We start from the raw sequence: 26,560 nt of genomic DNA, 5'->3' as shown, positions 1-26,560 counted from the left end.
TGGACGCTCCGATTCGGTCAGATCGGCGGCTGCGGTGCGCCGCGCATGGCGTCCCACACTCGGGAGGGGGTGAGCGGCATGTCGGCGTGGCGGATGCCGAACGGTTTGAGGGCGTCGACGACCGCGTTGACGATCGCCGGAGGGGAGCCGACCGTCGCCGACTCGCCGACGCCCTTCGCGCCGATCGGGTGATGGGGCGAGGGTGTCACGGTGAATCCCGTCTCCCAGTCGGGAACCTCCAGCGAGGTCGGGATGAGATAGTCCATGAGCGACCCGCCCAGGCAGTTGCCGTCCTCGTCGAAGGCGATCATCTCCATCAACGCCATGCCGACGCCGTCGGTGAGACCGCCGTGCACCTGCCCCTCGATGATCATCGGGTTGATCTGGGTGCCGCAGTCGTCGACCGCGATGAACCGCCGCACCTTGACCTGGGCGGTGCCCGGGTCGATGTCGACGACGCAGATGTAGGCGCCGTGCGGATAGGTCAGATTCTCCGGGTTGTAGCAGATCTGTGCCTCCAGCCCGCCCTCGACGCCCTCGGGCAGGTCTCCCGCGCCGTGCGCCCTCATGGCGATGTCCTGGATCGTCACGGACTTTCCAGGGTCGCCCTTGACGTGGAAGGCCCCCTTGCGCCATTCCAGGTCGGCGACGGAGACCTCCAGCATTCCCGAGGCGATGAGCCGTGCCTTGTCGCGTACCTTGCGCGCCACCAGGGCCGCGGCCGCACCGGAGACCGGGGTGGAGCGGCTGCCGTAGGTGCCCAGGCCGAACGGCGTCTGGTCGGTGTCGCCGTGCACGACGTCGATGTCGGCGGGCGGGATGCCGATCTCCTCGGCGACGATCTGCGCGAAGGTCGTCTCGTGGCCCTGCCCCTGGGTCTGCACGGACAGTCGCACCACCGCCTTTCCGGTCGGGTGGACGCGCAGCTCGCAGCCGTCGGCCATGCCCAGGCCCAGGATGTCCATGTCCTTGCGCGGGCCAGCGCCGACCGCCTCGGTGAAGAAGGAGACGCCGATCCCCATCAGCTCACCGCGGGCCCGCCGCTCGGCCTGCTCGGCGCGGAGCTCGTGGTAGCCGGCGATCTCCATGGCCCTGCGCATGGTCGGCTCGTAGTCGCCGGAGTCGTAGACCCAGCCGGTCTTGGTGCGGTACGGGAACTGGTCGGGCTGGATGAAGTTCCTGACGCGCAACTCGACCGGATCCATCTCCAGCTCGTAGGCCAGGCAGTCGACGATGCGCTCGATGAGGTACACGGCCTCGGTGATGCGGAACGAGCAGGCGTAGGCGACGCCGCCGGGCGCCTTGTTCGTGTGGACGGCGGTCATCCTGCAGTACGCCGCCTGAAGGTCGTAGCTGCCGGTGAACACGCCGAAGAAGCCGGCCGGATACTTCACCGGGGCGGCGACGCCGTTGAAGGCGCCGTGGTCGGCGAGCACGTTGGTGCGGACGGCCAGGATCTTTCCGTCCCTGCTCGCCGCGATCTCGCCGCGCATGATGTAGTCGCGGGCGAAACCGGTGCTCGTGAGGTTCTCCGAGCGGTCCTCCATCCATTTCACCGGCTTGCCGGTGACGATCGACGCCACGATCGCGCAGACATAGCCGGGATAGATTGGAACCTTCCCCCCGAAGCCACCGCCGATATCCGGTGCGATGACCCGGATCTTGTGCTCGGGCAGGCCGGCGACGATCGCGTACAACGTGCGGTGGGCGTGCGGCGCCTGGGTCGTGGACCAGAGTGTCAGCCTGCCGTCGATCCGGTCGTAGTCGGCGACGCACCCGCAGGTCTCCATCGGCGCGGGGTGTACGCGAGGATAGACGATGTCCTGGCTGACGACGACGTCGGCTGTCGCGAACACCGCCTCGGTGGCCGCCTCGTCACCGGTCTCCCAGTCGAAGACGTGGTTGTTCTCCTTGCCCTCCAGGTCGTCGCGGATGACGGGGGCGCCGGGGTCGAGGGCCCTGCGCACGTCTGTCACCGGTTCGAGGACGTCGTACTCGACGTCGATCAGCTCCAGCGCGTCGCGCGCCGCGTAGTGGTCCTCCGCCACGACGAACGCGACCTCCTGGCCCTGGAAGCGGACCTTGTCCGTCGCCAGCACGGCCTGCACGTCGCCGGAGAGGGTGGGCATCCAGGCCAGCCCCTTCTCGGCCAGGGCGGCACCGGTGACGACCGCCTTGACCTTCGGGTGCGCCTCGGCCGCGCTGGTGTCGATGCTCACGATCCGCGCGTGCGCGACGGGGGAGCGGAGGATCGCCAGGTGCAGCATGCCCGGCAGGCGCACGTCGTCGCAGTAGCGGCCCTTCCCCCGGACGAACCGGGGGTCCTCCTTGCGCAGCATCCGGCCGTAGCCGACCGGCTTGTGGTCGTTGCTCTCGAACTCGGCGGCGAAGCGGTCGTCGGTGGTGGTCATGGCGCGCTCCCGGTGGTGGCGGCCGGCTGCGAGCCCGCCTCGTGAGCGGCGGCCCACCGGACAGAACGGACGATGGTCGCATAACCAGTGCACCGGCAGATCTGGCCGGAGATCGCCTCGCGGATCTCCTGCTCGGAGGGGTCTGGGTTGCGGTCGAGCAGGGCCCGCGCGGTCATCATCATGCCGGACGTGCAGAACCCGCACTGCAGGCCGTGGCACTCCATGAATCCTCGCTGCACGGGATCGAGTTCGCCGTCCTGTTCGAGGTCCTCCACCGTGCGTACCTCGTGGCCGCCGGCCATCGCCGCGAGCACGGTGCACGACTTGACCGGCTCGCCGTCGAGCCACACCACGCAGGTGCCGCAGTTGCTCGTGTCGCAGCCCCAGTGGGTGCCCGTCAGCCCCAGGTGGTCACGGAGGAAGTGGACCAGCAGCAGGCGGCCCTCGATCTCCCCGGTGACCTCCTCACCGTTGACGATCATCGAAACCTGCACGTCATCCTCCCTCGCTGATCCGGGCGACGGACCGCCGCAGTGCCCGCCTGGTGAGTTCCTTGGCGAGGTGGCGCTTGTAGTCGGCGCTGCCGCGCATGTCGGTGACCGGGCTGCAGCTCTCGGCGGCGAGGGCACCGGCCCGCTCGTAGAGCTCCTCGGACGGCGGCCTGCCGCGCAACGCCTCGGAGACCGCGGGCAGCCCCGTCGTGTTCGGGCCCACCGCGGCCAGGCCGACCCGGGCGTCGGAGATCACTCCGTCGGTCAGCCAGACGGCCGCGCCCGCGGACACGATCGCCCAGTCGCCCGCGCGCCGCTCGACCTTCTCGTAGGCACTCGACCCGTTCGGCCGCGCCGGGATGCGGATCTCGATCAGCATCTCGTCGTCCGCGACCGCCGTCTCGTACGGGCCGCGATGGAACTCCTCCATCGTCACGACCCGCTCCCCGGTCCGGCCGCGGATCACGCAGCTCGCCCCGAGGGTGGTGCACACGGCCGACAGGTCCTCCGAGGGATCGGCCTGGCAGAGCGAGCCGCCCAGGGTGCCTCGGTTGCGGACGATCGGGTCGGCGATGACCCGTTCGGCGTCACGGAAGATCGGAAATGCCCTGGCGAGCTCGTCCGACTCCAGCAGCTCGCGGTGGCGGGTCATCGCGCCGATACGGGTCTGCGCCGGTTCCATCCGGATGTATCCCAGCTCGCCGTGCAGATCGTTGATGTCGATCAGGTACTCCGGGTTGGCCAGCCGGAGCTTCATCATCGGGAGCAGGCTGTGACCGCCCGCGAGGAGCCGCGCCGAACTCCCCAGCCGCTCCAGCAACCCGATGGCGTGATCGACGCTGGTGGCACGCTCGTACTCCAACGGGGCCGGAACCTGCATGCGGACACCCCTCCGTCTCGTGCTCGGCAGCCCAGTGCACTCCGGCCCCGCGAAGCTGTCAACGGCCACCTAAGCATTCCCTTAATTCGCGAAAGAGGCGTCGGCCGGGGGCCCGGGGGCGGTCCGGCCGCCGCGTACCCCGAGTACGGGAGCCGGCGTGGCGGACCGGGGGATCGCCGGTGCAGGCTTCCCAGGACCGGCCGGGTCGCCGGTTCTCTCCCGGAGACGCCCGCGCCGGTCGCCGGTGTGAGGGCGTGCCGCGGAAAAGGGGGCGTTCACCGTCGGGAGGCGGTCACGCCTCCGGGGACGATCGAGGGACTACCGAATGTCCATGGCCGGCCCCGGTAAAACTCCTCTTCCGCTGTTCGAGACTCGGGCATCACAAATGTTAGCCCTATCATTTTTTTTCCAATCTTTTTCCGGCCGAAGGTGTTAAATGGGGGGGTAAAGTGCCAGGTTAAAGCGTTTTCGGCAGCCCTGGAGTTTGGGCCTTGACAGCGATTCTGTTATCGCAAACACTCAGGAAATCTCGGCGAAACAAAGCTCGGAGTTCCCCGTTCCGGGTGGCGAGTTCCCGTGATCGGAATTGTTAGCGTTAACACAAGTAATCGTCAGACATTGGCAAGCGCCATGATCACCCCCCCAGGAGCAGTGTCATGAGAAGACGATGGACAACGGCCCTCGCCATGATCTTCGCCTTCACCCTCGTCCTCGCCTTGGCCGGACCCGCGCCCGCCGCGAGCCCGATCACGACGTCCATCTACACCGCCGACCCCGCCGCGCTGGTCGTCGGCGACACCATGTACCTGTACACCGGCCACGACGAAGCGGCCCCAGGCGGCACCAACTTCGTCATGCGCGACTGGCACGTGTTCTCCTCCACCGACGCCACGACCTGGACGGACCATGGGGCGAGGCTCTCGCTGTCGAACCTCCCCTGGGCCGGTGCCGACGCGTGGGCGGGAGAGGTCGAGCCCCGCGGCGGCAAGTACTACTGGTACGTCCCGGTCAACGGCAACGGCGCGGGCTGGATGGACATCGGCGTCGCGGTCGGCGACAGCCCGCTCGGCCCGTTCACCGACGCCAAGGGCGGGCCGCTGATCAGCGACAGCACCCCGAACTCCTCGCCGCTCAACATCGACCCGACGGTCTTCACCGACGACGACGGCCAGGCGTACATCTACTGGGGCTCCTACTACGGCCTGCGCGCGGCCAAGCTCAAGCCCGACATGATCAACCTGGACGGCCCGGTGATCACTCCGGCGGGGGTGAGCAACTTCTGGGAGGCCCCCTGGATGTTCAAGCGGAACGGCACCTACTATCTCGCCTACGCCGCCAACGACTCCGGCTGCTCCCAGCCCGGCTACGCCTGCATCCGCTACGCCACCGCCACCAGCCCGCTCGGCCCCTGGACGCATCGCGGTGTCGTGCTCGACCAGGTCAGCTCGACCACCAACCACCCGGCCATCGTCGAGTTCAAGGGCCAGTGGTACATGGTCTACCACAACGCCGCGGCGCCGGGCGGGGGCAACTTCCGCCGTTCGGTCACCCTGGACAAGCTCTACTGGAACGCCGACGGCACCATGCAGAAGGTCGTGCAGACCTCCGGCGGAGGAGGCGGCCAGCCGCCCTCCGGTACCAACCACGCGCTGACCGCCACCGCCTCCACCTCGTACGTCTCTCCCTGGGAGACCCTCGGAGCGATCAACGACGGCTATGTCCCGGCGAGCTCCGCCGACCACAGCCACGGTGCGTACGGCAACTGGAACCACCAGGGCACCGAGTGGATCGAGTACCGGTGGACCACCGCCAAGAGCGTCGGCAAGGTGGCGACCTACTGGTTCGACGACGATCAGGGCATCGACCTGCCCGCCTCCTGCAAGGTGCAGTACTGGAACGGCAGCGCCTACGTCGACGTGCCCGGCCAGTCGGCCTGCGGCGTCGCGGCGAACACCTACAACGTCACCACGTTCACCCCGGTCTCGACCACCCGGCTGAGACTGAGCATCACCTCCAGAACCGGCTACTCGACCGGTGTCCTGGAATGGATGGCTCTCTAGGAGCACGCAGGCCCCCGTGTCAACCCCCCTCCGAGAGATGTGAAGCGATGCCCGTCCTCTCCCGCGCCCGGCGGTCGCTGACCGCCGCCGCCGTCACCCTGCTTCTCGCCGCGACCTCGCTCACGCTCGGCACCCCCGCCTCGGCGGTGCAGAGCATCGGACTGCCCACCTTCAGCGGGCCCGCGATCCCGGCCCCGCCCGTCCCGTACACGCCCGGCAACATGATGCAGAGCATCTACGACGCCGAGAGTTCGGGCACCGACTTCTGGATGGACCGGCTGCTGTCACGCTCCGGCAACGACCCCGCGGGCACCTGGCTGATGAGCCGGGGCCGCGCGGTCTTCATGAAGAACCACACCCCGTCCGTCATCGGCTTCGGCGGTCAGGTGGCCTACTGGGAGAGCATCTCCAACGAGCACGCCTACTCGGTGGCGATCTCGCCCGGCACGTTCACCGAGCAGCCCGCCCAGCGCTGGCAGGCGCCCAGCCACTGGAAGAGCGTGCACACCAGCGGCTCCCTGGTGGTGAACGTCACCAAGTTCATCACCCACGACAACGTCGCGGTCACCAACCTGTCGGTCACCAACAACGGTTCCGGGTCCCAGACGCTCACCCTTAAGGCGACCTCGCCGTACGCCAAGACCCCGGTGGGCACCGAGCTCACCGGCATCGTGGACGCCAAGAACAAGCTCACCACGATCTTCCCCAGGCTCTCCGGGGACGGCTTCGCCGTCAGCGGCACCGACCTGACCCGCTCGCTCACCGTCGCCGCCGGGGCGACCGTGACGACCAAGGTGGTGATGGGCTTCGTGACCGACGAGCTCCCGGCCTCGCTCACCGAGTACCAGTCGTACCGCTCGGCCACCCCCGCCGCCGCGTTCGCGACGCACGTGCGGGCCTACAACCAGTGGTGGGCGCAGAACATCCCCTACATCGACGTGCCCGAGCCCGCCATCAAGAAGAGCGTCTACTACCGCTGGTGGCTGATGCGCTTCAACCATCTGGACGCCGACATTCCCGGCCAGGACTACCAGTGGCCGACCTCGGTCGAGGGTGCCCTGGGCTACAACAACGCCATCGCGCTGACCGTGCCGATGTTCGTGGACGAGCTCAAGTACCTGCGCAACCCGATGTACTCCTACGGACCGTGGGTGTCGGCTGGCGAGGTGTCGAAGAACGGCCGCTACATGGACAACCCGGGTGATCCGGAGAACTGGTCCAACAGCTACACCCAGTACATCTCCGAGGCGGCCTGGCGCAGCTACCAGATCCACGGCGGCCAGCCCGGCATCGCGGCCAACCTCGCCCGCTACGCCGAGCAGGACGTCAAGGGCCAGCTCGCCTTCTACGACCAGGACCACAACAACCTCATCGAGTACGACTGGGGAGCGCTGACCGGCAACGACGCCGACGCCGTCTCCTTCCACTGGCGCGCCGGGCGCCTGGACCGCACCGAGTCGGCCTACGTCTACAGCAACGCCATGGCCTCGGCCTCCGCCTACGACGCGGTCGGCAACACCGCCAAGGCCAACGAGATGCGCACCATCGCCACCAACGTCAAGAACGCGATCGTCAACGTGCTCTGGAACCCCACGGCGAAGGTGCTGCAGCACCGGCATGTGTCGACCAACGCGCTGGTGCCCTGGAAGGAGATCAACAACTTCTATCCGTACTCGGTGGGCCTGATGCCCAACACCGCCACCTACCGCGAGGCGCTGCGGTTGTTCGACGACGAGACCGAGTATCCGATCTTCCCGTTCTACACCGCCAACCAGAAGGACAAGGCCGCCGCGGCGGCCGCTGGCAACCCGGGTTCCAACAACTTCTCGCAGATCAACTCGACCGTGCAGTTCCGGCTGCTCTCCTCGGCGCTGCGCAACTACCCGACCTCCTACATCACCGGTGACCACTACAAGAAGCTGCTGTACTGGAACGCCTGGGCGCAGTACGTCGGCGGCAACACCGCCTGGCCCGACTCCAACGAGTTCTGGGCCAACTGGAACCCCGGGACGAAGACCATCGACTACCGCTCCTGGATCCACCACACGATCCTGGGCAGCAGCAACTGGACGGTCGTCGAGGACGTGGCGGGCCTGCGCCCGCGCGACGACGGCAAGGTCGAGCTGTCGCCGATCGACATCGGCTGGTCGCACTTCACGGTCAACAACCTGCGCTACCGCAACAGCGACCTGACCGTCGTCTGGGACGACCCCGCCGACGGCGTCGTCCGCTACACCGGTGTCCCGCAGGGCTACTCGGTGTACGTCAACGGCACCCGGGCCCTCACCGTCGACCGCCTCACCCGGCTCGTCTACGACCCGGCCACCGGCACGGTGACCTTCCCCGGCGCCGCCGGCACCGTCGGCCACAACGTCGCGATGCCCGGCATGCAGGCGCCCACCCAGGTGGTGCAGACCGACGCCCGCGTGGTCGACATGTTCGCCAAGGCCGGGGTCAACCTCACCTCCGGCGCCGCCCCGGCCAACCTCGCCCAGGGCCGGGCCGCCACGGCCTCCTACACCGCGTCCGGAACCACCACGGCCGCGGCGGTGGACGGCTACACCATCAACGACCCGATCTGGGGCGCCAAGGGCTCGGCCAACACCCAGGACTGGTACGAGATCGACCTCGGCTCGTCGCAGACCTTCAACGACGTGCGGCTGCACTTCCGCAACGACCGCGCGGCGGGAGGCTACGCCGAACCCGCGATGTACCAGATCCAGTATCACGACGGCAGCACCTGGGTCACCGTCCCCAACCAGGCCAAGAGCCCGGCGGCGCCGGTGTCCAACTACAACCGGGTCCGCTTCCCCGCGATCGGCGCCCAGCGGGTCCGGGTGCTGATGACCCACAGGGCGGGCCTCAGGACGGGCCTCACCGAGATCAAGATCTACAATTCCGCGGGCAGCCCGCCCGCCGAGACCAACCAGGCCCCCTACGTCCTCGCCAGAAAGGATCCCGCCTACAACCAGCCCTCACAGGTGCGGCTGCTCGGCACCGTCAAGGACGACGCGCTGCCCAACGGCACCCTGAGCACCACCTGGTCGCTGGTCGGCGGCCCGGGAACGGCCGTCTTCACCGCGCCGGCCGCGGCCGTCACGCTGGCCTCGTTCACCGTCGCGGGCACCTACACGGTGCGGCTCACCGCGAGCGACGGCGCCTCCACGGCCACCTCGGACGTCACGGTCACCGTCGCCCAGGGCTCCGGCGGCGGGGGCGGCGCGGCCAACGTGGCGGGCTCCGCCACCGCGTCGGCGTCCTACACCTCCCCCTGGGAGTCGGTGAACGCGATCAACGACGGGTTCACCCCGGCGAGTTCCAACGACTCCGCCAACCCGCGCTGGGGGACCTGGCCCGAGACCGGCACCCAGTGGGCCGAGCTGACCTGGAGCCAGCCGCAGCGGCTCAACTCCGCCGAACTGTACTTCTTCGACGACAACGGCGGGGTGCGCGTGCCCGCGTCCTGGAAACTGCAGTACTGGAACGGGAGCGCCTACGCGGACGTGCCCGGCGCGGGCACGTACAACAGGGCGCTGAACACCTTCAACAAGGTCGACTTCACTCCGGTGACCACGACCCGGCTACGGGCGTCGCTGACCAGCGGCGCCGGATCCGTCGGCCTCCTGGAGTGGCGGGCCTACGCGGAGGTCCCGCAGTCGATCCGCCCGGTCCACCAGGCGACCCTGGCGGGGCAGGTCCCCACGCTGCCCACCACGGTCACGAAGGTCTACGCCAACGGCTCCCGGGTGAACTCCCCGGTCACCTGGGCGCAGATCACCCCCGCCCAGGTGGCGAACGGCGGCTCGAGCCTCACCGTGGCGGGGATCGTCGAAGGGGCGAGCACGACCGCCTCGGCCACGGTGTGGGTGCGCACGACCGGCGCGGTCAGCATCACCTTCATCGAGCCGGAGACCGTCTTCACCCCGGTGGGGGTGGCCCCGTCCCTGCCCTCGACGGTCACCGCCACCTTCAACGACGGTTCGAAGGACAACGTCACCACGACGGTGAACTGGGCGTCGATCCCCGCCTCCCGGTACGCCTCGGCCGGGACCTTCACCGTCACCGGCACCGTGCCGGGCACCTCGCTCGCCGCCCAGGCGACCGTCACCGTGGGAGGCGCCGCCTCATCCGGCTAGGCCCCGGTGTCCCACCCTCCTCCCGGGCTCAGGCCCGGGAGGAGGACCGCAAGCACGCCCACCGTTCGAGACCTGACCCCTTACGGAGGTTCGCGCATGAGACGCTGGTGGATGGCGGCCGTCCCCGCCCTGATACTCGGCTTACTGATGTCTCCGGCCGACGCGGCGGTGGCCGCGCCCGGAGACGGCAACCTGGCGGTCAACGCGACCGCGACCGCCTCCTACACCTCTCCCTGGGAGAGCATCGCGGCGATCAAGGACGACATCGACCCCCCGCAGTCCAACGACACGGTCAACCCCCGCTGGGGCACCTGGCCGCAGACCGGTGCGCAGTGGGCCGAGCTGACCTGGGCGCAGCCGCAGGCACTGCGCTCGGCACAGGTGTACTTCTTCGACGACAACGGCGGGGTGCGCGTGCCCGCGTCGTGGCGGCTGCAGTACTGGAACGGGAGCGCCTACGCCGACGTCACCGGCGCGAGCGGCTACCCGACGGCGGTCAACGCCTACAACAGGGTCGTCTTCACCGGTGTCACCACGACCAGGCTGCGCGTGCTGCTGCAGAGCGGCGCGGGCTCGGTCGGCCTGCTGGAGGTGAAGGTCTACGCCACCGAGTCACCCGGCGACGGAGGCGGCACCGGCTGGAGCCCGCCGGCCAACCTCGTCACCCCGCTCAACCAGGTCTGGCAGCACGTCGAGAGCACCTACAACCCCGGGCCCTCCGCCTTCCGCAACTACGGCTGGGACCAGGTCATGGCCAACGGCGGGAGCATCAACTACTGCGTGCGGTGGGACTCCTCGGCACCGGTCTCGGCCGCCCTGCGCGACCAGATCCACGCCTCGCTCGCCCGGCAGTTCAAGAAGTGGATGGACGTGATGGCCGGCCACAACGGCTGGCCGTACGCGAACGTCCCGGTCAAGGTGGTCGGCTGGGCCGTGCGCGACCGTGCCACCCTGCAGTGGAGCGACAACTCCGTGGACGTCTACGTCAACGACATCCGTGAGAACGCTCCCCAGTGCGCTCAGCCCTGCGGCCGGTTCTTCAACCAGAACGGCCAGTATCCCAACTGTCCCGGCGGCCTCGCGCGCCACTACGACATGTCCTTGTGGCTCACCGCGGGCATGAGCGGCGGCGCGGGCGGGGACTGGGGCCAGCGCATCGGCAGCGAGTACTACGTGAGCAACCTCAACGCCGACAACATACACATACTGCTCCATGAGATGGGGCACAGCTTCGGCCTCGACGACTTCTACGACTGGACGCCCACCGGCGTCGGAGGCTTCCTCATGAAGGCGGGAAGCGCCGGTCAGATCACCGAGTTCGACAAGTGGATGTTCCGCGACTGGTGGCGCCATCTCAAGAGCCGTTACGGCCTGTGAGAGCTCTTCGGCCGGTGCCCCTCCCCGGGGCCCGGCCGTCCTCCCCGCCTAGCCCCGCCCGATGATCCGGTCGCCGAGCCGGGCGACGAGCTGCGCGCGTACGTGCGCCGGAAGGGCGCAGCCGTGCGCGACGAGCGTGTCGAGCGAGGGCAGGTCGAGGAGCACGGCCCAGTCCTGGACGTCCTCGCAGTAGGAGACGTCGAGGTGACGGAGACCTTTCAGCGCCTGGAGCGGGGCCAGCGACCGCACGGGCGTGTTCCTGATCGACAGGTGCTCCAGCGTGCGCAGGCCCTCGATGCCGTCCAGGCCGGTCAGCGGCGTGTGCTCCAGGTCCAGCCGCGTCAGCGAGGTGAGGGCGGAGATGTCCTCGGGGACGCGGTGCAGGCGGCTGCCGGACAGGTCGAGCTCCGTCACCCCGGCCGGTGCGGCGAGGGCCGAGAGCAGGAGCGCCGGCGGCGGGAGTATCACCGGCCGGGGCTGGGCGAGCACCGGTGACCGCCCGGCGGCGGCCTCCTGCAGGACACGCCAGCGGTCCACCGGCTCGCCCAGCCCGCCGAGGCGGACGTAGCCCGAGGGCAGCCACGGCGCCAGCCGCTCGGCCACGATGTCGGCGCGGTCGCCGACGCCGACGACACCGGCCCGCAGCAGGCCGTAGTGCTCGTACGCGTGCTCGGCGGGCACGAACAGGTCCGCCACGATGTCCCCGCCCGCGACGAGGGAGCCGTCGTTGCCGGAACAGAAGATCACTCCCGCGGCGACGGTACCGAGCACCAGGTGGTCCGCCGCGCTGTGGATCGCGCGGGCCCGCAGGTCACCGGCCACCGCGAGATAGCTCTCCGAGACGTCGCCGTCGTCGAGGAGCCCCTCCACCACCAGCGAACCGATCACGATCAGCGGCGCCTTCACGTCCAACCACCCGGGAACGTAGGTGTCGCCGAGCCAGATGGTGGCCCGCTGCACGGTCCATCCTGACTCGGTCCGCTCCGCGCCGTGGGGGAAGACCGAAGGCGCCTCGCCGGGAAACGCCAGCGACCACGCCTGAGCGAACAGCAGGCCGTAGACGGGAGGCATGATGTGGTGCGGCCACTCCCCGGCCTGAGCCGGTCGCCGTAGCCAGGATCCGATCGGATGCAGCTCTTCGGCGATGTCACCGAAATAGTCCAGCGCCTCCGCGCCGGCCCCGGCTCGCTGCCGGAGCACCGCCAGCGCGTCACCAAGACGCTCCGACGCCCCGGCGAAATGCTCTTCCGTCAAATCCATGTCACATACGGTACTCACCGCAACGAATGCCGTGCGCCGTTCGAGTGACGCTCCCGGATGCCGGGCGTGTCGGAGAAACCACCGGGCGCGACCGCCCGGCGACGAAGGGCAAAGTGGATCTTCGCTGGGACCTCGGGTACCGTGCCCGGGGCCCGGAGAACTCCGGTGCGCCCCGCGAACACGAATCATTGTGACATCGGAAGGATGAACCGACATATGGACACCGGCAATCACCGGACCCTGCGGTTGCTCGTCACCGGAGGCGGAACCGGTGGCCACACCTACCCCGCGCTGACCACGGTCGCGGCCCTGCGCGACCACGCCGGCGCGCGGGGGCTCGGCCTGGACGTGCTCTGGGTCGGTACGGCGACCGGCCTGGAGGCCCGCATCGCGGCGGAGCACGGCATCCCGTTCCGGGCCATCAAGGCCGGCAAGCTCAGGCGTTCGCCCAACCCGCGTGAGCTGCTCACCAACCTCGTGGACATGTTCCGGATCCCCGTCGGCGTGCTCCAGGCGTTCGGTATCGCCGCCCGCTACCGCCCCGACGTGGTGCTGTCGACCGGCGGGTACGTCTGCGTGCCGCTGGGCGTCGCCTCCCGGGTGCTGGGCCGCCCGCTGGTCATGCACGAGCAGATCACCTCGCTGGGTCTGGCCAACCGCATCCTGTCGCGCTTCGCCCGGCGGATCGCGCTGACCCACCCCTCCTCGATCGAGCACCTGCCCGCCGGGGTGCGCGACCGGGCCGTGGTCACCGGCAACCCGGTCCGCCCCCATCTGCTGCGCGGCAACGTCGACGCCGGACGGCGCCACTTCGGGCTCTCGTCCGACCTGCCGGTGGTCTACGTGACCGGCGGCGCGCAGGGCAGCCGTCAGATCAACACCATGGTCGAGACGATCCTGCCCGAACTGCTCGCCAGGGCGCAGGTGCTCCACCAGTGCGGCCCCGACTGGATCGACCAGCTCACCCGTACCGCCGAGGGGCTTCCCGAGCGGCTGCGCGATCGTTATCACCCTGTGCCGTACGTCGGCGCGGAGCTGGCCGACGTGTTCGCCGCGGCCGATGTCGTGGTCTCCCGCAGCGGCGCGGGCACCGTCGCCGAGCTGACCGCCGTGGGCAAGGCCTCCGTCCTTATCCCCCTGGTGCCCTCCGCCGCCGACGAGCAGCGTCAGAACGCCCGTTACCTCGCCGAGGCGGGTGCCGCCCGGGCGCTGCTGGAGAACGGTCCCACCGCCGAGGCGCTCCTGGCCGAGCTGGACGCGCTCCTGCGGGATCCGGGCGCTCGTGCCGCCACGGCCGGCGCCGCGGGCTCCCTCGGCCGTGTCGACGCCGCCGACGCACTGGCCCTGGTGCTCCTGGAGGAGGCGAGGGTGGCCGGCAAGGCCGGCTGAACCGGATGGGTCCGTCGGCGAACAACCTCGAAGAACCTCGGAGCCCGTCCATGAGACGCGCCGAACTCGCGGGGCCGGAGGGGGACCGGCCGTGAGGCGGGCGCCTGGGATGAGATGAGGGCGGATCGGCGGCGGTGACGGATCGGCTGGTCACCGAGCCGGCGCCGCCGCGGGACGGGTTCGCCGTCATCGGGGATCCATGCCCTTGTGCGTGGGGGCGGGAGGGGCGGTCATCGGGCTCTGATTGTTAGCGCTACCAGCTGGGGCGTCAAGAGTATCCGGCATCACGATTCGGGAAGAAACTCCGTTTGGAAAGGGAAATCCAGGTCGCTGCGCAGAGCGTAGAAAAGGTGCCTTCCTCGGTATTGACAGGCTCGGTGTTATCGCAAACACTCTGGTAACCCCAGCGAAACATGGCGAGGACCCCATGACACCGAGCTCCGACGACGGCAGGGCACGGACCAGACCGGCGGTGCTCGACGACGTCGCCGAGCTCGCCGGGGTCTCCGCCATGACCGTGTCGCGAGCGCTGAACGCGCCCGACAGGGTGCGCCCCGAGACCCGGGCGCGCGTCATGGCGGCGGTGAACAAGCTCGGCTACCGGCCCAACCCGGCCGCGCGCCAGCTCGTCACGGGCCGCTCGGGTGTGCTCGGCGTGGTCAGCTTCGACACCACCCTGTACGGGCCCGCCTCCACGCTCTACGCGATCGAGCAGGCGGCCAGGCAGAACGACTACGTGGTCAACATCGCCAGCCTCGGCGCGCTGAATCGCAGGTCGATCGGTGAGGGGGTCGAGCGGCTGCGCGCGCAGTCGGTCGACGGCATCGTCATCGTCGCCCCCCACGAGTCGGCCGCCGACGGCCTGCGCCACCTCTCACCCGGTCTCCCGGTGGTCGCGGTGGACGCCGGGGAGGACATCCCGGTCCCCGTCGTCATGGTCGACCAGCGCGGTGGCGCCGTACGGGCGACGCGACATCTGCTGAGCCTCGGCCACGAGACGGTCTGGCACCTGTCCGGCCCTCCCAACTGGATCGACGCCAGGGGACGGGTCGAGGGGTGGCGGTCCGTCCTGGAGGCCGAGGGGCGGCCGGTGCCCGAGGCGGCGGCCGGTGACTGGAGCGCCTACTCCGGTTACCGGCTCGGCAAGCGGCTGGCCGGCGATCCGTCGGTCACGGCGGTCTTCGTGGCCAACGACCAGATGACCCTGGGGGTGCTGCGGGCCCTGCGCGAGGCCGGCCGGCGCGTCCCCGAGGACGTGAGCGTGGTGGGCTTCGACGACGTGCCCGAGGCCGCCTACTTCTGGCCGCCGCTGACGACGGTCAGGCAGAACTTCGGCGAGGTCGGCCGGCACGCTTTCCGGCTGCTGCTCGACCGTATCCAGGGCACCGAGCAAGAAGGCCCGCGCATCGTGGAACCCGAACTGGTGGTCAGGGAGAGCAGCGGTCCCGCCCCCCACTGAAAGAGAGAAACCATGTTCAAGAAAGTGCCCGCGGCGCTGGCCGCCGGGCTTCTGACCCTCGTGCTCACCGCCTGCGGCGGTGGCGACGCCGGGAGCGGTGGCGGATCCGACCGGATCACGCTCGGCTTCTCGCAGGTCGGCGCGGAGAGCGGCTGGCGGACCGCGAACACCAAGTCCGTCCAGGAGGCGGCCAAGGAGGCCGGCATCGACCTGAAGTTCTCCGACGCCCAGCAGAAGCAGGAGAACCAGATCAAGGCCATCCGCTCGTTCATCCAGCAGAAGGTCGACGCGATCGCCTTCTCGCCGGTGGTCGAGTCGGGCTGGGACACCGTGCTGAAGGAGGTCAAGGACGCCGGCATCCCGGTCATCCTGACCGACAGGGCCGTCGACTCCGCCGACACCTCGCTCTACCGGACCTTCATCGGCTCCGACTTCGTCATCGAGGGCCAGAAGTCCGGCGAGTGGCTGGTCAAGGAGTACGAGGGCGAGTCGGGCCCGGTCAACATCGTCGAACTTCAGGGCACCACGGGCTCCGCGCCCGCCAACGACAGGAAGAAGGGCTTCGGGGAGGCCATCGCGGCCGACCCCAAGTTCAAGATCATCGCTTCGCAGACCGGTGACTTCACCCGCGCCAAGGGCAAGGAGGTCATGGAGGCCTTCCTCAAGGCGCACAAGGACATCGACGTCCTGTTCGCGCACAACGACGACATGGGTCTGGGGGCGATCGAGGCGATCGAGGGCGCGGGACTCAAGCCGGGCACCGACATTAAGATCATTACCATCGACGCGGTCAGGGACGGCATGCAGGCCCTGGCCGACGGGAAGATCAACTTCATCGCGGAGTGCAGCCCGCTGCTCGGCCCGCAACTGATGGACCTGGTCAAGAAGGCGGTCAAGGGCGAGCAGATCCCGCAGCGGGTCCTCACCGAGGAGACCACCTTCACCCCCGAGCAGGCCAAGACGGCCCTGCCCGATCGCAAGTACTAGCCGCGCCGGCGGCGAGGTCCCCCGGGGCCTCGCCGGTGGCCGGGGAGCGCCGACGCCGGGAATCCGGGCGTCGGCGATCCGATCGCCCGGAGAGTCCGCCGGGCGGCGGTGACGGCCCGGAGCGGTGGCGGGAGTTAAATCGGAGGCGGGCGAAGGCCCGTCGCCGGTACGCTCCCTCGGCATCTCCAGGCCGTCACCGACCAGGCCCCGCGGGGCCGGAAAAGAAGAGCCGTAGTTGACCAGGATCGCGGTAACCGGTGTAACCGGAAATCTAGGACGCCTCGTCGTTGAGGATCTGCTCGCCAAGGTTCCTCCCGGTGACCTCGTCGCCCTCGCCCGCACCCCGGAGAAGGCGGCCGACCTGCCGGGCCGCGGTGTCGAGGTGCGCCGGGGAGACCACGACGACGCCGTCTCCCTCGACGCCGCCCTCAAGGGGATCGAGGTCCTGTTCCTGGTGTCCGGCCCGGACATGACGCCCGGGGTCCGCCTGCGGCAGCACCGCACCGTCATCGACCGCGCCGTCCGGGCGGGGGTGCGCCGGATCGTCTACACCGGTGCTGCCGGCGCGGAGAACGACCCTGTGGTCGGTGGCCCGGCCGCCGACCACACGGCCACGGAAAAGGCGCTTCACGAGTCGGGGACGGCCTACACCGTGCTGCGCAACGCGCTCTACTCCGAGGCGTTCCTGGGCACCGCGCTGGCCCAGGCGAGGCAGACCGGCGAGATCACCTCCTCCACCGGCGGCCGGCCGCTCAACACCGCGCGGCTCCGCGACCTGGCGCTGGCGGCGAGCGCCGCCCTGACCGGCGCCGGGCACGAGAAAGCCACCTACGAGCTGTACGGCCCGCTCTGGACCTATCCGGAGCTTGCCGCGGCCCTCGCACGCGTCCTGGGCGGCCCCGTCGGCTATCGGGAGGTCACCGACGCGGAGGCCGGCTGGCTGGGAAGCCTGTTCCCCGCGGTGCGCGCGGGCGCCCTGGCGACGACCGGCCCCGATCTCGCGCGCCTGCTCGGCCGGCCGGCCGCCGGCCTGGAGGAGACGGCCGCCGCCCTCGCCGCGCGCATGGGCGGCTGAGCTCCGGCGGCCGGTCAGGTCAGATAGTCGCGCAGGGCCCGCGAGCGCGAGGGGTGGCGCAGCTTCGTCATGGTCTTGGACTCGATCTGCCGGATGCGCTCGCGGGTCACCCCGTAGGCGCGGCCGATCTCCTCCAGGGTCTTCGGCCGCCCGTCGCCAAGCCCGAACCGCATCGCCACCACCCCGGCCTCACGCTCCGACAGCGCCTCCAGGATCGTGTGCAACTGCTCCTGAAGCAGCGCGGAGGCCACCGCGTCCTCGGGGGTGATCGCCTCGGAGTCCTCGATGAGGTCGCCGAACTCGCTGTCGCCCTCGGTGCCCAGCGGGCTGTGCAGGGAGATCGGCTCCCGACCGTACCCCTGGACCTCGACGACCCGCTCCGGGGTCATCTCCAGCTCCACGGCCAGTTCCTCGGGGGTGGGCTCGCGGCCCAGGTCCGTCGTCATCTGCCGGTGCACGCGCGCCAGCTTGTTGATCACCTCGACCATGTGCACGGGGATGCGGATGGTGCGGGCCTGGTCGGCGAGCGCCCGGGTGATCGCCTGCTTGATCCACCAGGTGGCGTACGTGGAGAACTTGAACCCCTTGGTGTAGTCGAACTTCTCCACGGCGCGGATCAAGCCCAGATTGCCCTCCTGGATCAGGTCCAGGAACAGCATGCCCCGGCCGGTGTGGCGCTTGGCCAGTGACACCACCAGGCGCAGGTTCGCCTCCAGCAGATGGTTCTTGGCCCGGTGGCCGTCCTCGGCGAGCCATTCGAGCTCCGCGCGCACGTCGGGCTGGAGTAGATCGCTGTCGTTGAGCCGCTCGGCGGCGAACAGGCCGGCCTCGATGCGCCTGGCGAGCTCGACCTCCTGCTCGGCGTTGAGCAGGGGAATCCTGCCGATCTGCTTGAGATAGTCCTTGACCGGGTCGGTGCTCGCTCCGACACTCGCCTCCAGGGCGGCGGGCATCTCGTCGTCGTCGGTCAGGACGAGTTCGTCTTCCTCAACGGTGCCTTCCACGGTGGCGGCTTCCATGGCGTTCACACCTTCCCCGGGTCTGGTCAGATACAACAACCCGTGCAGTTCAAGGTACGTCCCGCGAAGGTGTGCTGCGGCGCCTGGCTCGCCGTCGTGTCCTTCGCTGGGAGCGGAGAGTTTCCGCCGCCGGGCTCTCATGCTGGAAGGTGCCGGCGCCGAGCGGGCGGCCGGGCCGCCTCCCCAGGCGAGGAGGCGGCCCGGCCGCCCTTCGGCGACGCTGCGGGCGTCGCGATGGCGGTCGGATGTACGGGACGGGGCGGGACCTCGGGATCAGGCTGGGAAGTCGCTCGGAGAGACGCCGCGGGTAGGGGCGTTACCTCCCCTGGTGGGAGTGAGGGTGAGGGTCCAGATGGTCGAACTGGTGGAGGTCGTGACGAACCTCAGCCGCTTGTCGAAACGCCGGTAGGCGGGATTGCGGGTGAACCTGCCACTGGAGGTGCTGAACCTGTGGCCGGAGGTGTAGAAGATGGTGTAGGTGCCGTCCCTGACCACCCTGACGGTGGCGGTGGACCGTGCGCGGACGTAGACGCTGAGCGCCTTGGACCTGCCGCGGACCAGGGTGATGACGGCGTCCGTCCGGTTGCCGTTCTTGACCTTCAGGGTGCCCTGCCCGCGGCTGTAGCGGGAGTAGAGGATCTTTCCGTTGCCCGGCCGTGCCGCCGCCGCGGCGGAGATCGTGACGGTCTCCGCGATCGAGGCGGCCGCGGGGGTGGCGGCGATGGAGCCGGTCAGCAGAACAGACGCGAGGATCGCTCCCGCGAGGGGGCGTAGTTTGACCATTGCGTAAATATGACCAATCTGTGATGGCAGGTCAAAGTTATTTATGTCTTCAGTGGATTTTCAGTTGTTCTGCGAAGATATTGGAACCTGTGGCGAGGCCGATTTCGTACCGGCCGGTGCGGGAGAGTGAACGGTCAGGTCACCTGGCCGTGTACCAGAGGACGACCTTCTCCAGCTCCGTGGCGGGGCCGTCCGCGAGAACGCGCACGATCTCACCGCGCAGATCCAGCATGACGATCTTCGTGGTCCTCCCGGGCATGGTGGCGAGGAAGTGGCGGTCGCCCAGCCAGCCGCCGAACCTCAGTCCGTTCCGGCATGGTCCGGCTTCCTCTCCGGGGCGGTTACCTTTTCCGTGGCCCTGACGGTTCGCGGGCGCGGCACGGATCCGACGCCGGCAACGGGGTGGAGCGGCGATCACCTCCCCGGTCAGGGGGCGGAGACCGTCAGGACGGCGGCGCCCTCGACCCGGTCGGCGGCCAGGTCGGCCAGGGCCCGGTCGGCCTCGGCCAGGGGGTAGGGCACCGTGGTCACCCGGGGCGGGTGGACCATGGCGAGCTCCAGGTAGGCCCGGCCGTCGGCCCGGGTGTTGGCGGTGACGCTGCGCAGGGTGCGCTCCTGGAACAGGTGGCGCTGGTAGGTCAGCGGCGGGATGTCGCTGAGATGGATGCCCGCCACCGCGAGGGTGCCGCCCCGCTCCAGCGCGGCCAGCGCGACCGGTACCAGCTCGCCCACCGGGGCGAACAGGATCGCCGAGTCCAGCGGCTCGGGCGGGGCGTCCGCGGCGTCGCCCGCCGAGGCCGCGCCCAGCGTCATGGCCAGTTCCCTGGCTCTGGCCGAACGGGTCAGCACGTGTACCGTCGCGCCCTGGGCGATGGCGATCTGCGCGGTCAGATGCGCCGAGGCGCCGAAGCCGTAGATGCCCAGGCGCCCGCCGGGAGGAAGGTCGCTGCGGAGCAGCGCGCGGTAGCCGATGATCCCGGCGCACAGCAGCGGTGCCAGCTTCTCCGCCGGCGTCTCCGGCGGCAGCGGGTAGGCGAAGTCCTCGGGAACGGTCAGGTATTCGGCATAGCCGCCGTCGGCGTCCCAGCCGGTGTAGGTCGAGCGAGGACAGAGGTTCTCCGAGCCACGCAGGCAGTAGCGGCAGTGACCGCAGGTCGAGCGGAGCCAGGCCGCGCCCACCCGGGTGCCCGGCGACAGCCGTCCGGCGCCGGGACCGGCGGCCACCACCCGGCCCACGGCCTCGTGGCCGGGGGTGGTCCTCGGACGGCGTGGCCGCAGGTCGCCCTCGGCGAGATGCAGGTCGGTACGGCAGACCGCGCAGACCTCGACACGGACCAGCACCTCGCCGGGCCCGGGGGAGGGGACCGGGACGCGGACCTGACGCAGGGGGCGCGAGAGGATCGGCCCCGGGTGGGTGACGACCCAGGCGTCCATCTCCGCGGGGATCACAGGCCGTGCCGGATGCGCCGGCCGCTGACCTCGGTGGCGGTGATCCTCACGTACAGTTCCCGCTCGCCTCCCGCCCACGGCCGGACGCCCAGCGCCGCCAGGGCGGCCCGGTCCTTCTCGGAGGAGACGTGCCGGATCCCGCCGCGCACCAGCACGCTCCAGCCCTCGTGGCAGGCGTCGTCGATCCGGTCGACCTCGAAGGCGACCTTGCACTCGACCCCCCGGATCCCGGTGCGCAGGGAGGCGTCGAGCGGGCCGCCGAAGGCGGTGCGGAAGATCACCGAGTCGCCGTGCAGGGCGTAGTTGACCGGAAGGATCACCGGACCGTCGGCCTCCTCGAAGGCGATCCTGCCCACCCCTCCGGGGGTGATGAGCCGCAGGCACTCGTCCCGGTCGAGCTTCTCCAGCACGGGGTGACCCGTTGCCGGGCCGTGACCGGGCGGCAGGCCGGTGTACTTGCCGAGCAGTTCCTCGGGCCTGGTGTCCAGGGCGGTGGCCACCCGGTTCACGGTGCCGGTGTTCGGTGAGGCCGCGGACTCCTCCAGGTAGGCGAGATAACCGGGATCGATTCCGGCCCGCCTCGCCAACTCCTCCCGGCTGAAGCCGAGATCCTCGCGTCGTCTGGCGATCCGGCGGCCAAGGTCGCCCGGCGCCGATCTGCGTCCGGTCATGGGTTTCTCCCACCGAGAAGATCGATGTCGCTGCGAGTCCGGGGCTCCTCCGGCTCCGCGTTCCTCGATCGGCATCACCTGAGGCTTCCCCCGCGGCCACAAGCCCCTAACCCGCCACCTCACCTGCGGAGACCTCGCCGCCGTCCGTGATCTTCCAGGGCGAGGGCCATAAGTCCCGGATGCGGGGGCGAGGGGGCGGGACCAAGGTCCCCCCGATCAGGGCCCGGCGGCCCTACGTGGCAAACCCCCCTAATCGGAATCCTTGCGGAGATATCACTCGTGAGACGGAGCATCGATGGACGTCTTGGACCTGTCGCGCTGGCAGTTCGGGATTACGACGGTCTACCACTTCCTGTTCGTGCCGCTGACGATCGGTCTGTCGGTACTCGTCGCAGGATTCCAGACCGCCTGGCACCGTACAGGCAATCCCACCTACCTGCGGATGACGAAGTTCTGGGGACGTCTGTTCCTGATCAACTTCGCGATGGGGGTGGTCACCGGCATCGTGCAGGAATTCCAGTTCGGGATGAACTGGAGTGACTACTCCCGCTTCGTCGGTGACGTGTTCGGCGCGCCGCTGGCGATGGAGGGACTGATGGCCTTCTTCCTGGAGTCCACCTTCCTCGGACTGTGGATCTTCGGTTGGGAGCGGCTGTCGCCCAGGGTCCACCTGGCCACGATCTGGATCGCCGCGATCGGCACCAACCTGTCGGCCTATTTCATCCTCGCCGCCAACTCCTGGATGCAGCACCCGGTCGGCTACCGCCTCAACCCCGAGACCGGCCGCGCGGAGCTCACCGACATCTGGGCGGTGCTCACCAACTCCACCACCCTGGTCACCTTCCCGCACGTGCTGTTCGGCGCGTTCGTCGCCGCCGGAACGTTCGTCGCCGGAGTGAGCGCCTGGCAGCTGCTCAGGAAGAGGCACGTGGAGCTCTTCCGCGTCTCGGCGCGGGTGGCCATGGCCGTCACCCTGGTCGCCGCGATCGGGGTGTCCCTCTCCGGGCACTGGCAGGCGCAGATCATGACCGAGCAGCAGCCGATGAAGATGGCCGCCGCCGAGGCGCTGTGGGAGGACGAGACCTCCGCCGGCTTCTCGATATTCGCCGTCGGCGATGTCGAGAACGGGCGCAACCACATCAACCTGCAGATCCCCTACGGCCTCAGCCTGCTGTCCACCAACACGCTGGACGGCGAGGTGGAGGGCATCAACGACATCCAGGCCCGCTACGAGAGCATCTACGGCCCCGGCGACTACCGGCCGGTGGTCGGCCTGGCCTACTGGTCCTTCCGGTTGATGATCGGCTTCGGCATGCTGGCCGCGCTCCTGGCCCTGGCCGGGCTCTGGTTCACCCGCCGCGGCCGGCTCCCCGCCGGCGCCTGGTTCCACCGGATCGCCATCGCAGGCATCGCGCTGCCCTTCCTGGCCAACTCGCTGGGGTGGATCTTCACCGAGATGGGCCGCCAGCCCTGGACCGTCTTCGGGCTGATGCGTACCGCGGCCGCCGTCTCACCGGGCGTCGACGTCACCGAGGTCGCGATCACCCTGGTCGGCTTCACCCTTCTCTACGCGGTGCTCGCGGCGATCGAGGTCCGGCTGCTCCTCAAGTTCATCCGCCTCGGCCCCGAGGACGAGACCGAGAAGCCTTCCGAAGACACCACCCCCGCGCTCTCCTACTGAGGCACCGACCAAGGAACCCCCATGGAACTCACCACCGTCTGGTTCGTGCTCATCGCCGTGCTGTGGACCGGCTACTTCGTCCTGGAGGGATTCGACTTCGGCGTCGGCATCCTGCTGCCGTTGCTGGGCAGGGACGAGGCCGACCGCAGGACCGTCCTGGCCACCATCGGGCCGGTCTGGGACGGCAACGAGGTCTGGCTGCTGGTCGCCGGAGGAGCCACGTTCGCCGCCTTCCCCGAGTGGTACGCGACCCTGTTCAGCGGGTTCTACCTGCCGCTGTTCCTCATCCTCGTCGCGCTCATCCTGCGTGGCGTGGCCATCGAGTACCGAAACAAGAGCGAAAGCTCCCGAGGCTGGGACCGCACGCTGTTCATCGGATCGCTGCTCCCCGCCTTCCTGTGGGGCGTGGCCTTCGCCAACATCGTCCGGGGCGTCCCGCTGGACGCCGACCACGAGTACACCGGGACGCTGCTCACCCTGCTCAACCCGTACGCGCTGCTGGGTGGCCTGGCCACGCTCTCGCTGTTCGTGCTGCACGGCGCGCTCTTCCTGACCCTGCGCACCGACGGCGACCTGCGCGCCCGATCGGCCGTCATAGCGAAGAGGCTCGCCGTGGTCACCCTGGTCGTGGGCGGAGCCTTCCTGGCCGCCACCCAGCTCAGCGGCGGCAGGCCCGCCACCTGGGCGAGCGCCGCGCTGGCCGCCGCCGGGATCGCGGGCGCGCTGCTCGCCACCCTGCGCGGCCGCGACGGCTGGGCCTTCACCGCCAACGCGGTGGCCGTCGTCGCCATCACGGTCACCCTCTTCGGTAACCTCTGGCCCGACGTGATGCCCGCACTGGACCCGGCCAACAGCCTGAACGTCGACAACGCCGCATCCAGCCCGTACACGCTCACGGTGATGACGTGGGTCGCCGTCGTCTTCACCCCGCTCGTCCTCGCCTACCAGGGCTGGACCTACTGGGTCTTCCGCCGCCGTCTGACCCGCACCGACCACGGCGGCGCCCACGTGGTCTAGCGGCTACGATGAACGTTCTCCAAGGGGGCTCGATGCGGTTGGCGTTCAGCACGCTCGGCATGCCGGGGCAGGGTCTCGCGCGGGCCGTCGAGACGGCCGTGGCGTACGGGTGCGCCGGGCTCGAACTCCGCCTCCACCCCGACACCGGGGTCCACGCCGGGCTCTCCCCGGCGCGGCGGGCGGAGGTACGCGCGGCCGTCGGGGCGGCCCGGCTGGAGATCTCCGCCCTCGCGGGATACGTCGGGATCGCCGTGACCGGCCCGGACGAGCCCGTGGTACGGGAACTTCGCGAGGACCTGGTCCTCGCCGCGGATCTGGGCGCTCCCGCCGTGCGGGTCTTTCCCGGCGGGCAGGACCTCGAGGCGGGGGCGCGGCGGCTGCGCGCGGTCGCGGACCTGTGCGCCGAGTCCGGGGTGCGGGTGCTGGTGGAGACCCACGACGCCATGCCGACCGGGGCCGCGGTCGGACGGCTGCTGGACGCCGCGAGTGTGCCCGAGACCGCGGGCGCGCTGTGGGACGTGCTGCACCCGTGGCGTCACGGCGAGGCGCCCGCCGGCACCCTGGCCGCGCTGGGTGATCACCTTGCGTACGTGCAGATCAAGGACGCGGTCTCGGCGGACGACACCACTCCGGTGCCGCTGTGGGCGGGCGGGGTTCCCCTGGACGGGTGCGGTGATCTGCTGCGCGGCTTCGGCGGCTGGGTCTGTCTGGAATGGGAACGCGCCTGGTACCCGCAGGTGGCGCCGGTGGAGGAGATCCTTCCCGGCGCCCGCGAGTGGGTGGCGCGCTTCTCGGCCTGATCTCAGCCCCGATGCCACGAGGACGGTCGCGCCGGATGGAGGACGGCGTTGATACCGAGCGCCGCCGCGGCGCGGACGTTGACCGCCCGGTCGTCGAGAAAGGTGACGTCACCGGGGGCGGCGTCGAGCCGGCGCAGGACCTGCTCGAAGACGGCGGCATCCGGCTTGGCCAGGGCCAGCCGGCAGCTGTAGAAGCGATGGGTGAACGCCGCGGACCACGGCGCGTCGTCGATGGCCGCCGCCAGCGACTCGGGGGCGTTGGACAGCAGGGCGAGCCTGTGGCGCCCGGCGAACCCCTCGATCGCGCGCAGGGTGTCGGGGTCGAGGTGGGACCAGCTCGCGGTGTCCGCCGCGTCGAGCCTGGCCACGAGGGGATCGCCGTCGTCGAGCGTCCGGCCGAGGACCTCGCTCCAGTACGCGTGGGGGGCCTGGCCGAGGTCGTAGGCGTCACGGTGGCGCCAGTAGCGGTCACGGAAGGTCGCGAGGTCCTGGCCGGCGAGCTCCGCCATGACCGCTATCTCGCCGGCGGGCTGTGGCCTGGAGATGACCTCGCCGTAGTCAAGCAGCATCCATGTGGTCACGGGCTCTCCTCGTTGTGGGCCGGCACCGGCGTGCCCGGCGCCTCTCCAGCCTGCCCGGTGCGCCGGGGCGGAGAGGCACTTCCGGGCCGGAAGTCCTGGATTTCTCGGGCGGTCGCGGTTCGGCGCCTCAGCCGGTGACGATCGTCAGGTCGGCGCGGGCACGGACGTCGTCGCGGGTGTGGAACCTCTCCTCCTGGGCCGCCCAGCGCTCCCAGTGCGGGGCGTAGAGATCGCCGTCGCGTTCCAGCGCGCGGGCCTTGCGCACCTCGTCGGCCGCCTCCACCCAGAGCAGGCCGCTCAGGTACGGCGCGGCGGCCAGCGCGCCGGAGCCGGTGCCGTCGACGACCAGGGTCCCGGTGGCCGGAACCTCGTGCCACTCGGCGTATGCGCCGTCCGCCCAGTCGTAGCGTCGCCATCGTGCGGGCCGGTTCAGGCTCAGCGGCAGCAGGATCCACTCGACCAGCGCGTCGACCCCGCCCAGCAGGCCGTCCCACCCCGGGTAGAGGTCGTCCATCCGTACGACGGGAGCGGCCGGCTCCGCGGCCACGGCGGTGGCGAGGGTGGACTTCCCCGACCCCGAGCGCCCCTCGACGGCCAGGACACGGGTGCGCCCCGCCCGGGCGGGGCGGGCGCGCAGCCAGGCGGAGATCCGCGGCGCGTGGCCGTTCATGGTCTGCGTCATCGCGCGTCACCCCGGTTCGGCCGCCCGGGGGGCCGATGAAGCGCGCCAAGGAACCGCGTACGCGCCTCCCGTCGAGCAGCCGACGAGGGCCGCCCGCTCCACCCCGAGCGCGTCGAGCACCGCCGGCAGGTCCTCGTGGTGCGCGAACTCACCGGCCGCGTCGCCGGACCCGCCGTACCCGCGCCAGTCGTAGCGGATCACCCGGTGGCGTGCCGACAGTGCCAGGAACCGGTGCTCCCACATCCGCCGGTCGGCCATCCCCGCGTGCGCGAACAGCACCGCGGGACCGGAGCCCGCCTCGTCGTACGCAAGTTCCACGCCGTCTCGTCGAATCGTCGCCACCCCGGCAACC

General features: G+C 70.1%; 20 protein-coding genes and 1 pseudogene. 10 read left to right on the top strand and 11 right to left on the bottom strand.

All coding sequences use genetic code 11. The annotated features are described in order from the left end of the window. Positions 1–17: 17 nt before the first annotated feature. From AB0K21_RS29915 to AB0K21_RS29905, 3 genes are read right to left on the bottom strand one after another with little or no spacing between them, the layout of a single operon-like run. A complete protein-coding gene (locus AB0K21_RS29915) occupies positions 18–2,411 on the bottom strand; it encodes an aerobic carbon-monoxide dehydrogenase large subunit (protein WP_343968611.1) in 2,394 nt (797 codons plus the stop codon). Then, on the bottom strand, positions 2,408–2,905 hold the full coding sequence (locus tag AB0K21_RS29910; RefSeq protein WP_343968609.1) for a (2Fe-2S)-binding protein: 498 nt from the start codon (positions 2,903–2,905) through the stop codon (positions 2,408–2,410). The genes AB0K21_RS29915 and AB0K21_RS29910 overlap by 4 nt, the downstream gene beginning before the upstream one ends. 1 nt (position 2,906) lies before the next feature. After that, positions 2,907–3,782: a xanthine dehydrogenase family protein subunit M gene (locus AB0K21_RS29905; RefSeq protein ID WP_343968607.1), complete on the bottom strand. Its 876-nt coding sequence runs from the start codon at positions 3,780–3,782 to the stop codon at positions 2,907–2,909. Positions 3,783–4,438: 656 nt separating this feature from the next. On the opposite strand from AB0K21_RS29905, the gene AB0K21_RS29900 reads away from it, so the two are divergent. From AB0K21_RS29900 to AB0K21_RS29890, 3 genes are all read left to right on the top strand, one after another. Further along, complete coding sequence (locus AB0K21_RS29900) at positions 4,439–5,842, top strand: glycoside hydrolase family 43 protein (protein WP_343968605.1); 1,404 nt, start codon at positions 4,439–4,441, stop codon at positions 5,840–5,842. Positions 5,843–5,889: 47 nt separating this feature from the next. Then, positions 5,890–9,978 (top strand): discoidin domain-containing protein, encoded by a 4,089-nt coding sequence (locus tag AB0K21_RS29895; RefSeq protein WP_343968603.1) that lies wholly within the window; start codon positions 5,890–5,892, stop codon positions 9,976–9,978. A 96-nt stretch (positions 9,979–10,074) separates the two neighbouring features. Continuing rightward, positions 10,075–11,355 carry a hypothetical protein gene (locus tag AB0K21_RS29890; protein WP_364155039.1) on the top strand — a complete coding sequence of 427 codons (1,281 nt, stop codon included), beginning with the start codon at positions 10,075–10,077 and terminating at the stop codon, positions 11,353–11,355. A gap of 48 nt (positions 11,356–11,403) precedes the next feature. On the opposite strand, the gene AB0K21_RS29885 is transcribed toward AB0K21_RS29890, so the two are convergent. Then, positions 11,404–12,615 carry a hypothetical protein gene (locus tag AB0K21_RS29885; RefSeq protein WP_343968599.1) on the bottom strand — a complete coding sequence of 404 codons (1,212 nt, stop codon included), beginning with the start codon at positions 12,613–12,615 and terminating at the stop codon, positions 11,404–11,406. 216 nt (positions 12,616–12,831) lie between these two features. Here AB0K21_RS29885 and AB0K21_RS29880 point away from each other — a divergent pair, with 216 nt between their 5' ends. The 4 genes from AB0K21_RS29880 (at position 12,832) to AB0K21_RS29865 (ending at position 17,525) form a co-directional block, all read left to right on the top strand. Continuing rightward, complete coding sequence (locus AB0K21_RS29880; RefSeq protein WP_343968597.1) at positions 12,832–14,004, top strand: UDP-N-acetylglucosamine--N-acetylmuramyl-(pentapeptide) pyrophosphoryl-undecaprenol N-acetylglucosamine transferase; 1,173 nt, start codon at positions 12,832–12,834, stop codon at positions 14,002–14,004. Between the two features lie 427 nt (positions 14,005–14,431). Then, positions 14,432–15,463, top strand: a complete 1,032-nt coding sequence (locus AB0K21_RS29875; RefSeq protein ID WP_343968595.1) for a LacI family DNA-binding transcriptional regulator — start codon at positions 14,432–14,434, stop codon at positions 15,461–15,463. A gap of 12 nt (positions 15,464–15,475) precedes the next feature. Next, positions 15,476–16,450, top strand: coding sequence for an ABC transporter substrate-binding protein (locus AB0K21_RS29870; protein ID WP_343968593.1), 975 nt, complete (start codon positions 15,476–15,478; stop codon positions 16,448–16,450). A gap of 235 nt (positions 16,451–16,685) precedes the next feature. Then, on the top strand, positions 16,686–17,525 hold the full coding sequence (locus AB0K21_RS29865) for an NAD(P)H-binding protein (RefSeq protein ID WP_364155036.1): 840 nt from the start codon (positions 16,686–16,688) through the stop codon (positions 17,523–17,525). Between the two features lie 14 nt (positions 17,526–17,539). On the opposite strand, the pseudogene AB0K21_RS29860 reads toward AB0K21_RS29865, so the two are convergent. The 4 genes and pseudogenes from AB0K21_RS29860 to AB0K21_RS29845 form a co-directional block, all read right to left on the bottom strand. After that, positions 17,540–18,526 (bottom strand): annotated as a pseudogene (locus AB0K21_RS29860) (RNA polymerase sigma factor); the annotation flags it as partial. 291 nt (positions 18,527–18,817) lie between these two features. After that, complete coding sequence (locus AB0K21_RS29855) at positions 18,818–19,327, bottom strand: hypothetical protein (protein ID WP_364155034.1); 510 nt, start codon at positions 19,325–19,327, stop codon at positions 18,818–18,820. 426 nt (positions 19,328–19,753) lie between these two features. Then, complete coding sequence (locus AB0K21_RS29850; RefSeq protein ID WP_364155032.1) at positions 19,754–20,761, bottom strand: zinc-dependent alcohol dehydrogenase family protein; 1,008 nt, start codon at positions 20,759–20,761, stop codon at positions 19,754–19,756. An 11-nt stretch (positions 20,762–20,772) separates the two neighbouring features. Continuing rightward, positions 20,773–21,447, bottom strand: coding sequence for a pyridoxamine 5'-phosphate oxidase family protein (locus AB0K21_RS29845; RefSeq protein ID WP_343968585.1), 675 nt, complete (start codon positions 21,445–21,447; stop codon positions 20,773–20,775). A gap of 295 nt (positions 21,448–21,742) precedes the next feature. Between AB0K21_RS29845 and AB0K21_RS29840 the strand changes: the two genes are divergently transcribed. From AB0K21_RS29840 to AB0K21_RS29830, 3 genes are read left to right on the top strand one after another with little or no spacing between them, the layout of a single operon-like run. After that, on the top strand, positions 21,743–23,128 hold the full coding sequence (locus AB0K21_RS29840; protein ID WP_343968583.1) for a cytochrome ubiquinol oxidase subunit I: 1,386 nt from the start codon (positions 21,743–21,745) through the stop codon (positions 23,126–23,128). Between the two features lie 21 nt (positions 23,129–23,149). Then, the gene (cydB, locus tag AB0K21_RS29835; protein WP_364155029.1) at positions 23,150–24,145 is read left to right on the top strand and encodes a cytochrome d ubiquinol oxidase subunit II; all 996 of its coding nucleotides are present in this window, start codon (positions 23,150–23,152) and stop codon (positions 24,143–24,145) included. An 8-nt stretch (positions 24,146–24,153) separates the two neighbouring features. Continuing rightward, complete coding sequence (locus tag AB0K21_RS29830; protein WP_364155027.1) at positions 24,154–24,945, top strand: sugar phosphate isomerase/epimerase family protein; 792 nt, start codon at positions 24,154–24,156, stop codon at positions 24,943–24,945. Positions 24,946–24,947: 2 nt separating this feature from the next. Here AB0K21_RS29830 and AB0K21_RS29825 read toward each other — a convergent pair whose 3' ends face one another. The 3 genes from AB0K21_RS29825 to AB0K21_RS29815 form a co-directional block, all read right to left on the bottom strand. Beyond that, entirely contained in the window at positions 24,948–25,526 is a 579-nt protein-coding gene (locus tag AB0K21_RS29825) for an HAD-IA family hydrolase (protein ID WP_343968575.1), read from the bottom strand. 127 nt (positions 25,527–25,653) lie between these two features. Beyond that, positions 25,654–26,208 carry a hypothetical protein gene (locus AB0K21_RS29820; protein ID WP_364155025.1) on the bottom strand — a complete coding sequence of 185 codons (555 nt, stop codon included), beginning with the start codon at positions 26,206–26,208 and terminating at the stop codon, positions 25,654–25,656. A gap of 6 nt (positions 26,209–26,214) precedes the next feature. Further along, on the bottom strand, positions 26,215–26,526 hold the full coding sequence (locus tag AB0K21_RS29815) for an alpha/beta fold hydrolase (protein WP_364155023.1): 312 nt from the start codon (positions 26,524–26,526) through the stop codon (positions 26,215–26,217). Between the last annotated feature and the right edge of the window lie 34 nt (positions 26,527–26,560).

This window comes from Streptosporangium sp. NPDC049248 (assembly GCF_040678965.1).
Classification (GTDB): domain Bacteria; phylum Actinomycetota; class Actinomycetes; order Streptosporangiales; family Streptosporangiaceae; genus Streptosporangium; species Streptosporangium fukuiense.
Note: the sequence above shows the minus strand (reverse complement) of the source record. Positions and strands in the feature narration are given on the sequence as shown.

Coding starts and splice junctions, on each gene's coding strand:
- AB0K21_RS29850 (WP_364155032.1), bottom strand. CDS start 20,761: ATGGACGCCTGGGTCGTCACCCACCCGGGGCCGATCCTCTCGCGCCCC.
- AB0K21_RS29820 (WP_364155025.1), bottom strand. CDS start 26,208: ATGACGCAGACCATGAACGGCCACGCGCCGCGGATCTCCGCCTGGCTG.
- AB0K21_RS29895 (WP_343968603.1), top strand. CDS start 5,890: ATGCCCGTCCTCTCCCGCGCCCGGCGGTCGCTGACCGCCGCCGCCGTC.
- AB0K21_RS29885 (WP_343968599.1), bottom strand. CDS start 12,615: ATGGATTTGACGGAAGAGCATTTCGCCGGGGCGTCGGAGCGTCTTGGT.
- AB0K21_RS29830 (WP_364155027.1), top strand. CDS start 24,154: ATGAACGTTCTCCAAGGGGGCTCGATGCGGTTGGCGTTCAGCACGCTC.
- AB0K21_RS29890 (WP_364155039.1), top strand. CDS start 10,075: ATGAGACGCTGGTGGATGGCGGCCGTCCCCGCCCTGATACTCGGCTTA.
- AB0K21_RS29870 (WP_343968593.1), top strand. CDS start 15,476: ATGTTCAAGAAAGTGCCCGCGGCGCTGGCCGCCGGGCTTCTGACCCTC.
- AB0K21_RS29855 (WP_364155034.1), bottom strand. CDS start 19,327: ATGGTCAAACTACGCCCCCTCGCGGGAGCGATCCTCGCGTCTGTTCTG.
- AB0K21_RS29875 (WP_343968595.1), top strand. CDS start 14,432: ATGACACCGAGCTCCGACGACGGCAGGGCACGGACCAGACCGGCGGTG.
- AB0K21_RS29840 (WP_343968583.1), top strand. CDS start 21,743: ATGGACGTCTTGGACCTGTCGCGCTGGCAGTTCGGGATTACGACGGTC.
- AB0K21_RS29845 (WP_343968585.1), bottom strand. CDS start 21,447: ATGACCGGACGCAGATCGGCGCCGGGCGACCTTGGCCGCCGGATCGCC.
- cydB (WP_364155029.1), top strand. CDS start 23,150: ATGGAACTCACCACCGTCTGGTTCGTGCTCATCGCCGTGCTGTGGACC.
- AB0K21_RS29905 (WP_343968607.1), bottom strand. CDS start 3,782: ATGCAGGTTCCGGCCCCGTTGGAGTACGAGCGTGCCACCAGCGTCGAT.
- AB0K21_RS29900 (WP_343968605.1), top strand. CDS start 4,439: ATGAGAAGACGATGGACAACGGCCCTCGCCATGATCTTCGCCTTCACC.
- AB0K21_RS29915 (WP_343968611.1), bottom strand. CDS start 2,411: ATGACCACCACCGACGACCGCTTCGCCGCCGAGTTCGAGAGCAACGAC.
- AB0K21_RS29880 (WP_343968597.1), top strand. CDS start 12,832: ATGGACACCGGCAATCACCGGACCCTGCGGTTGCTCGTCACCGGAGGC.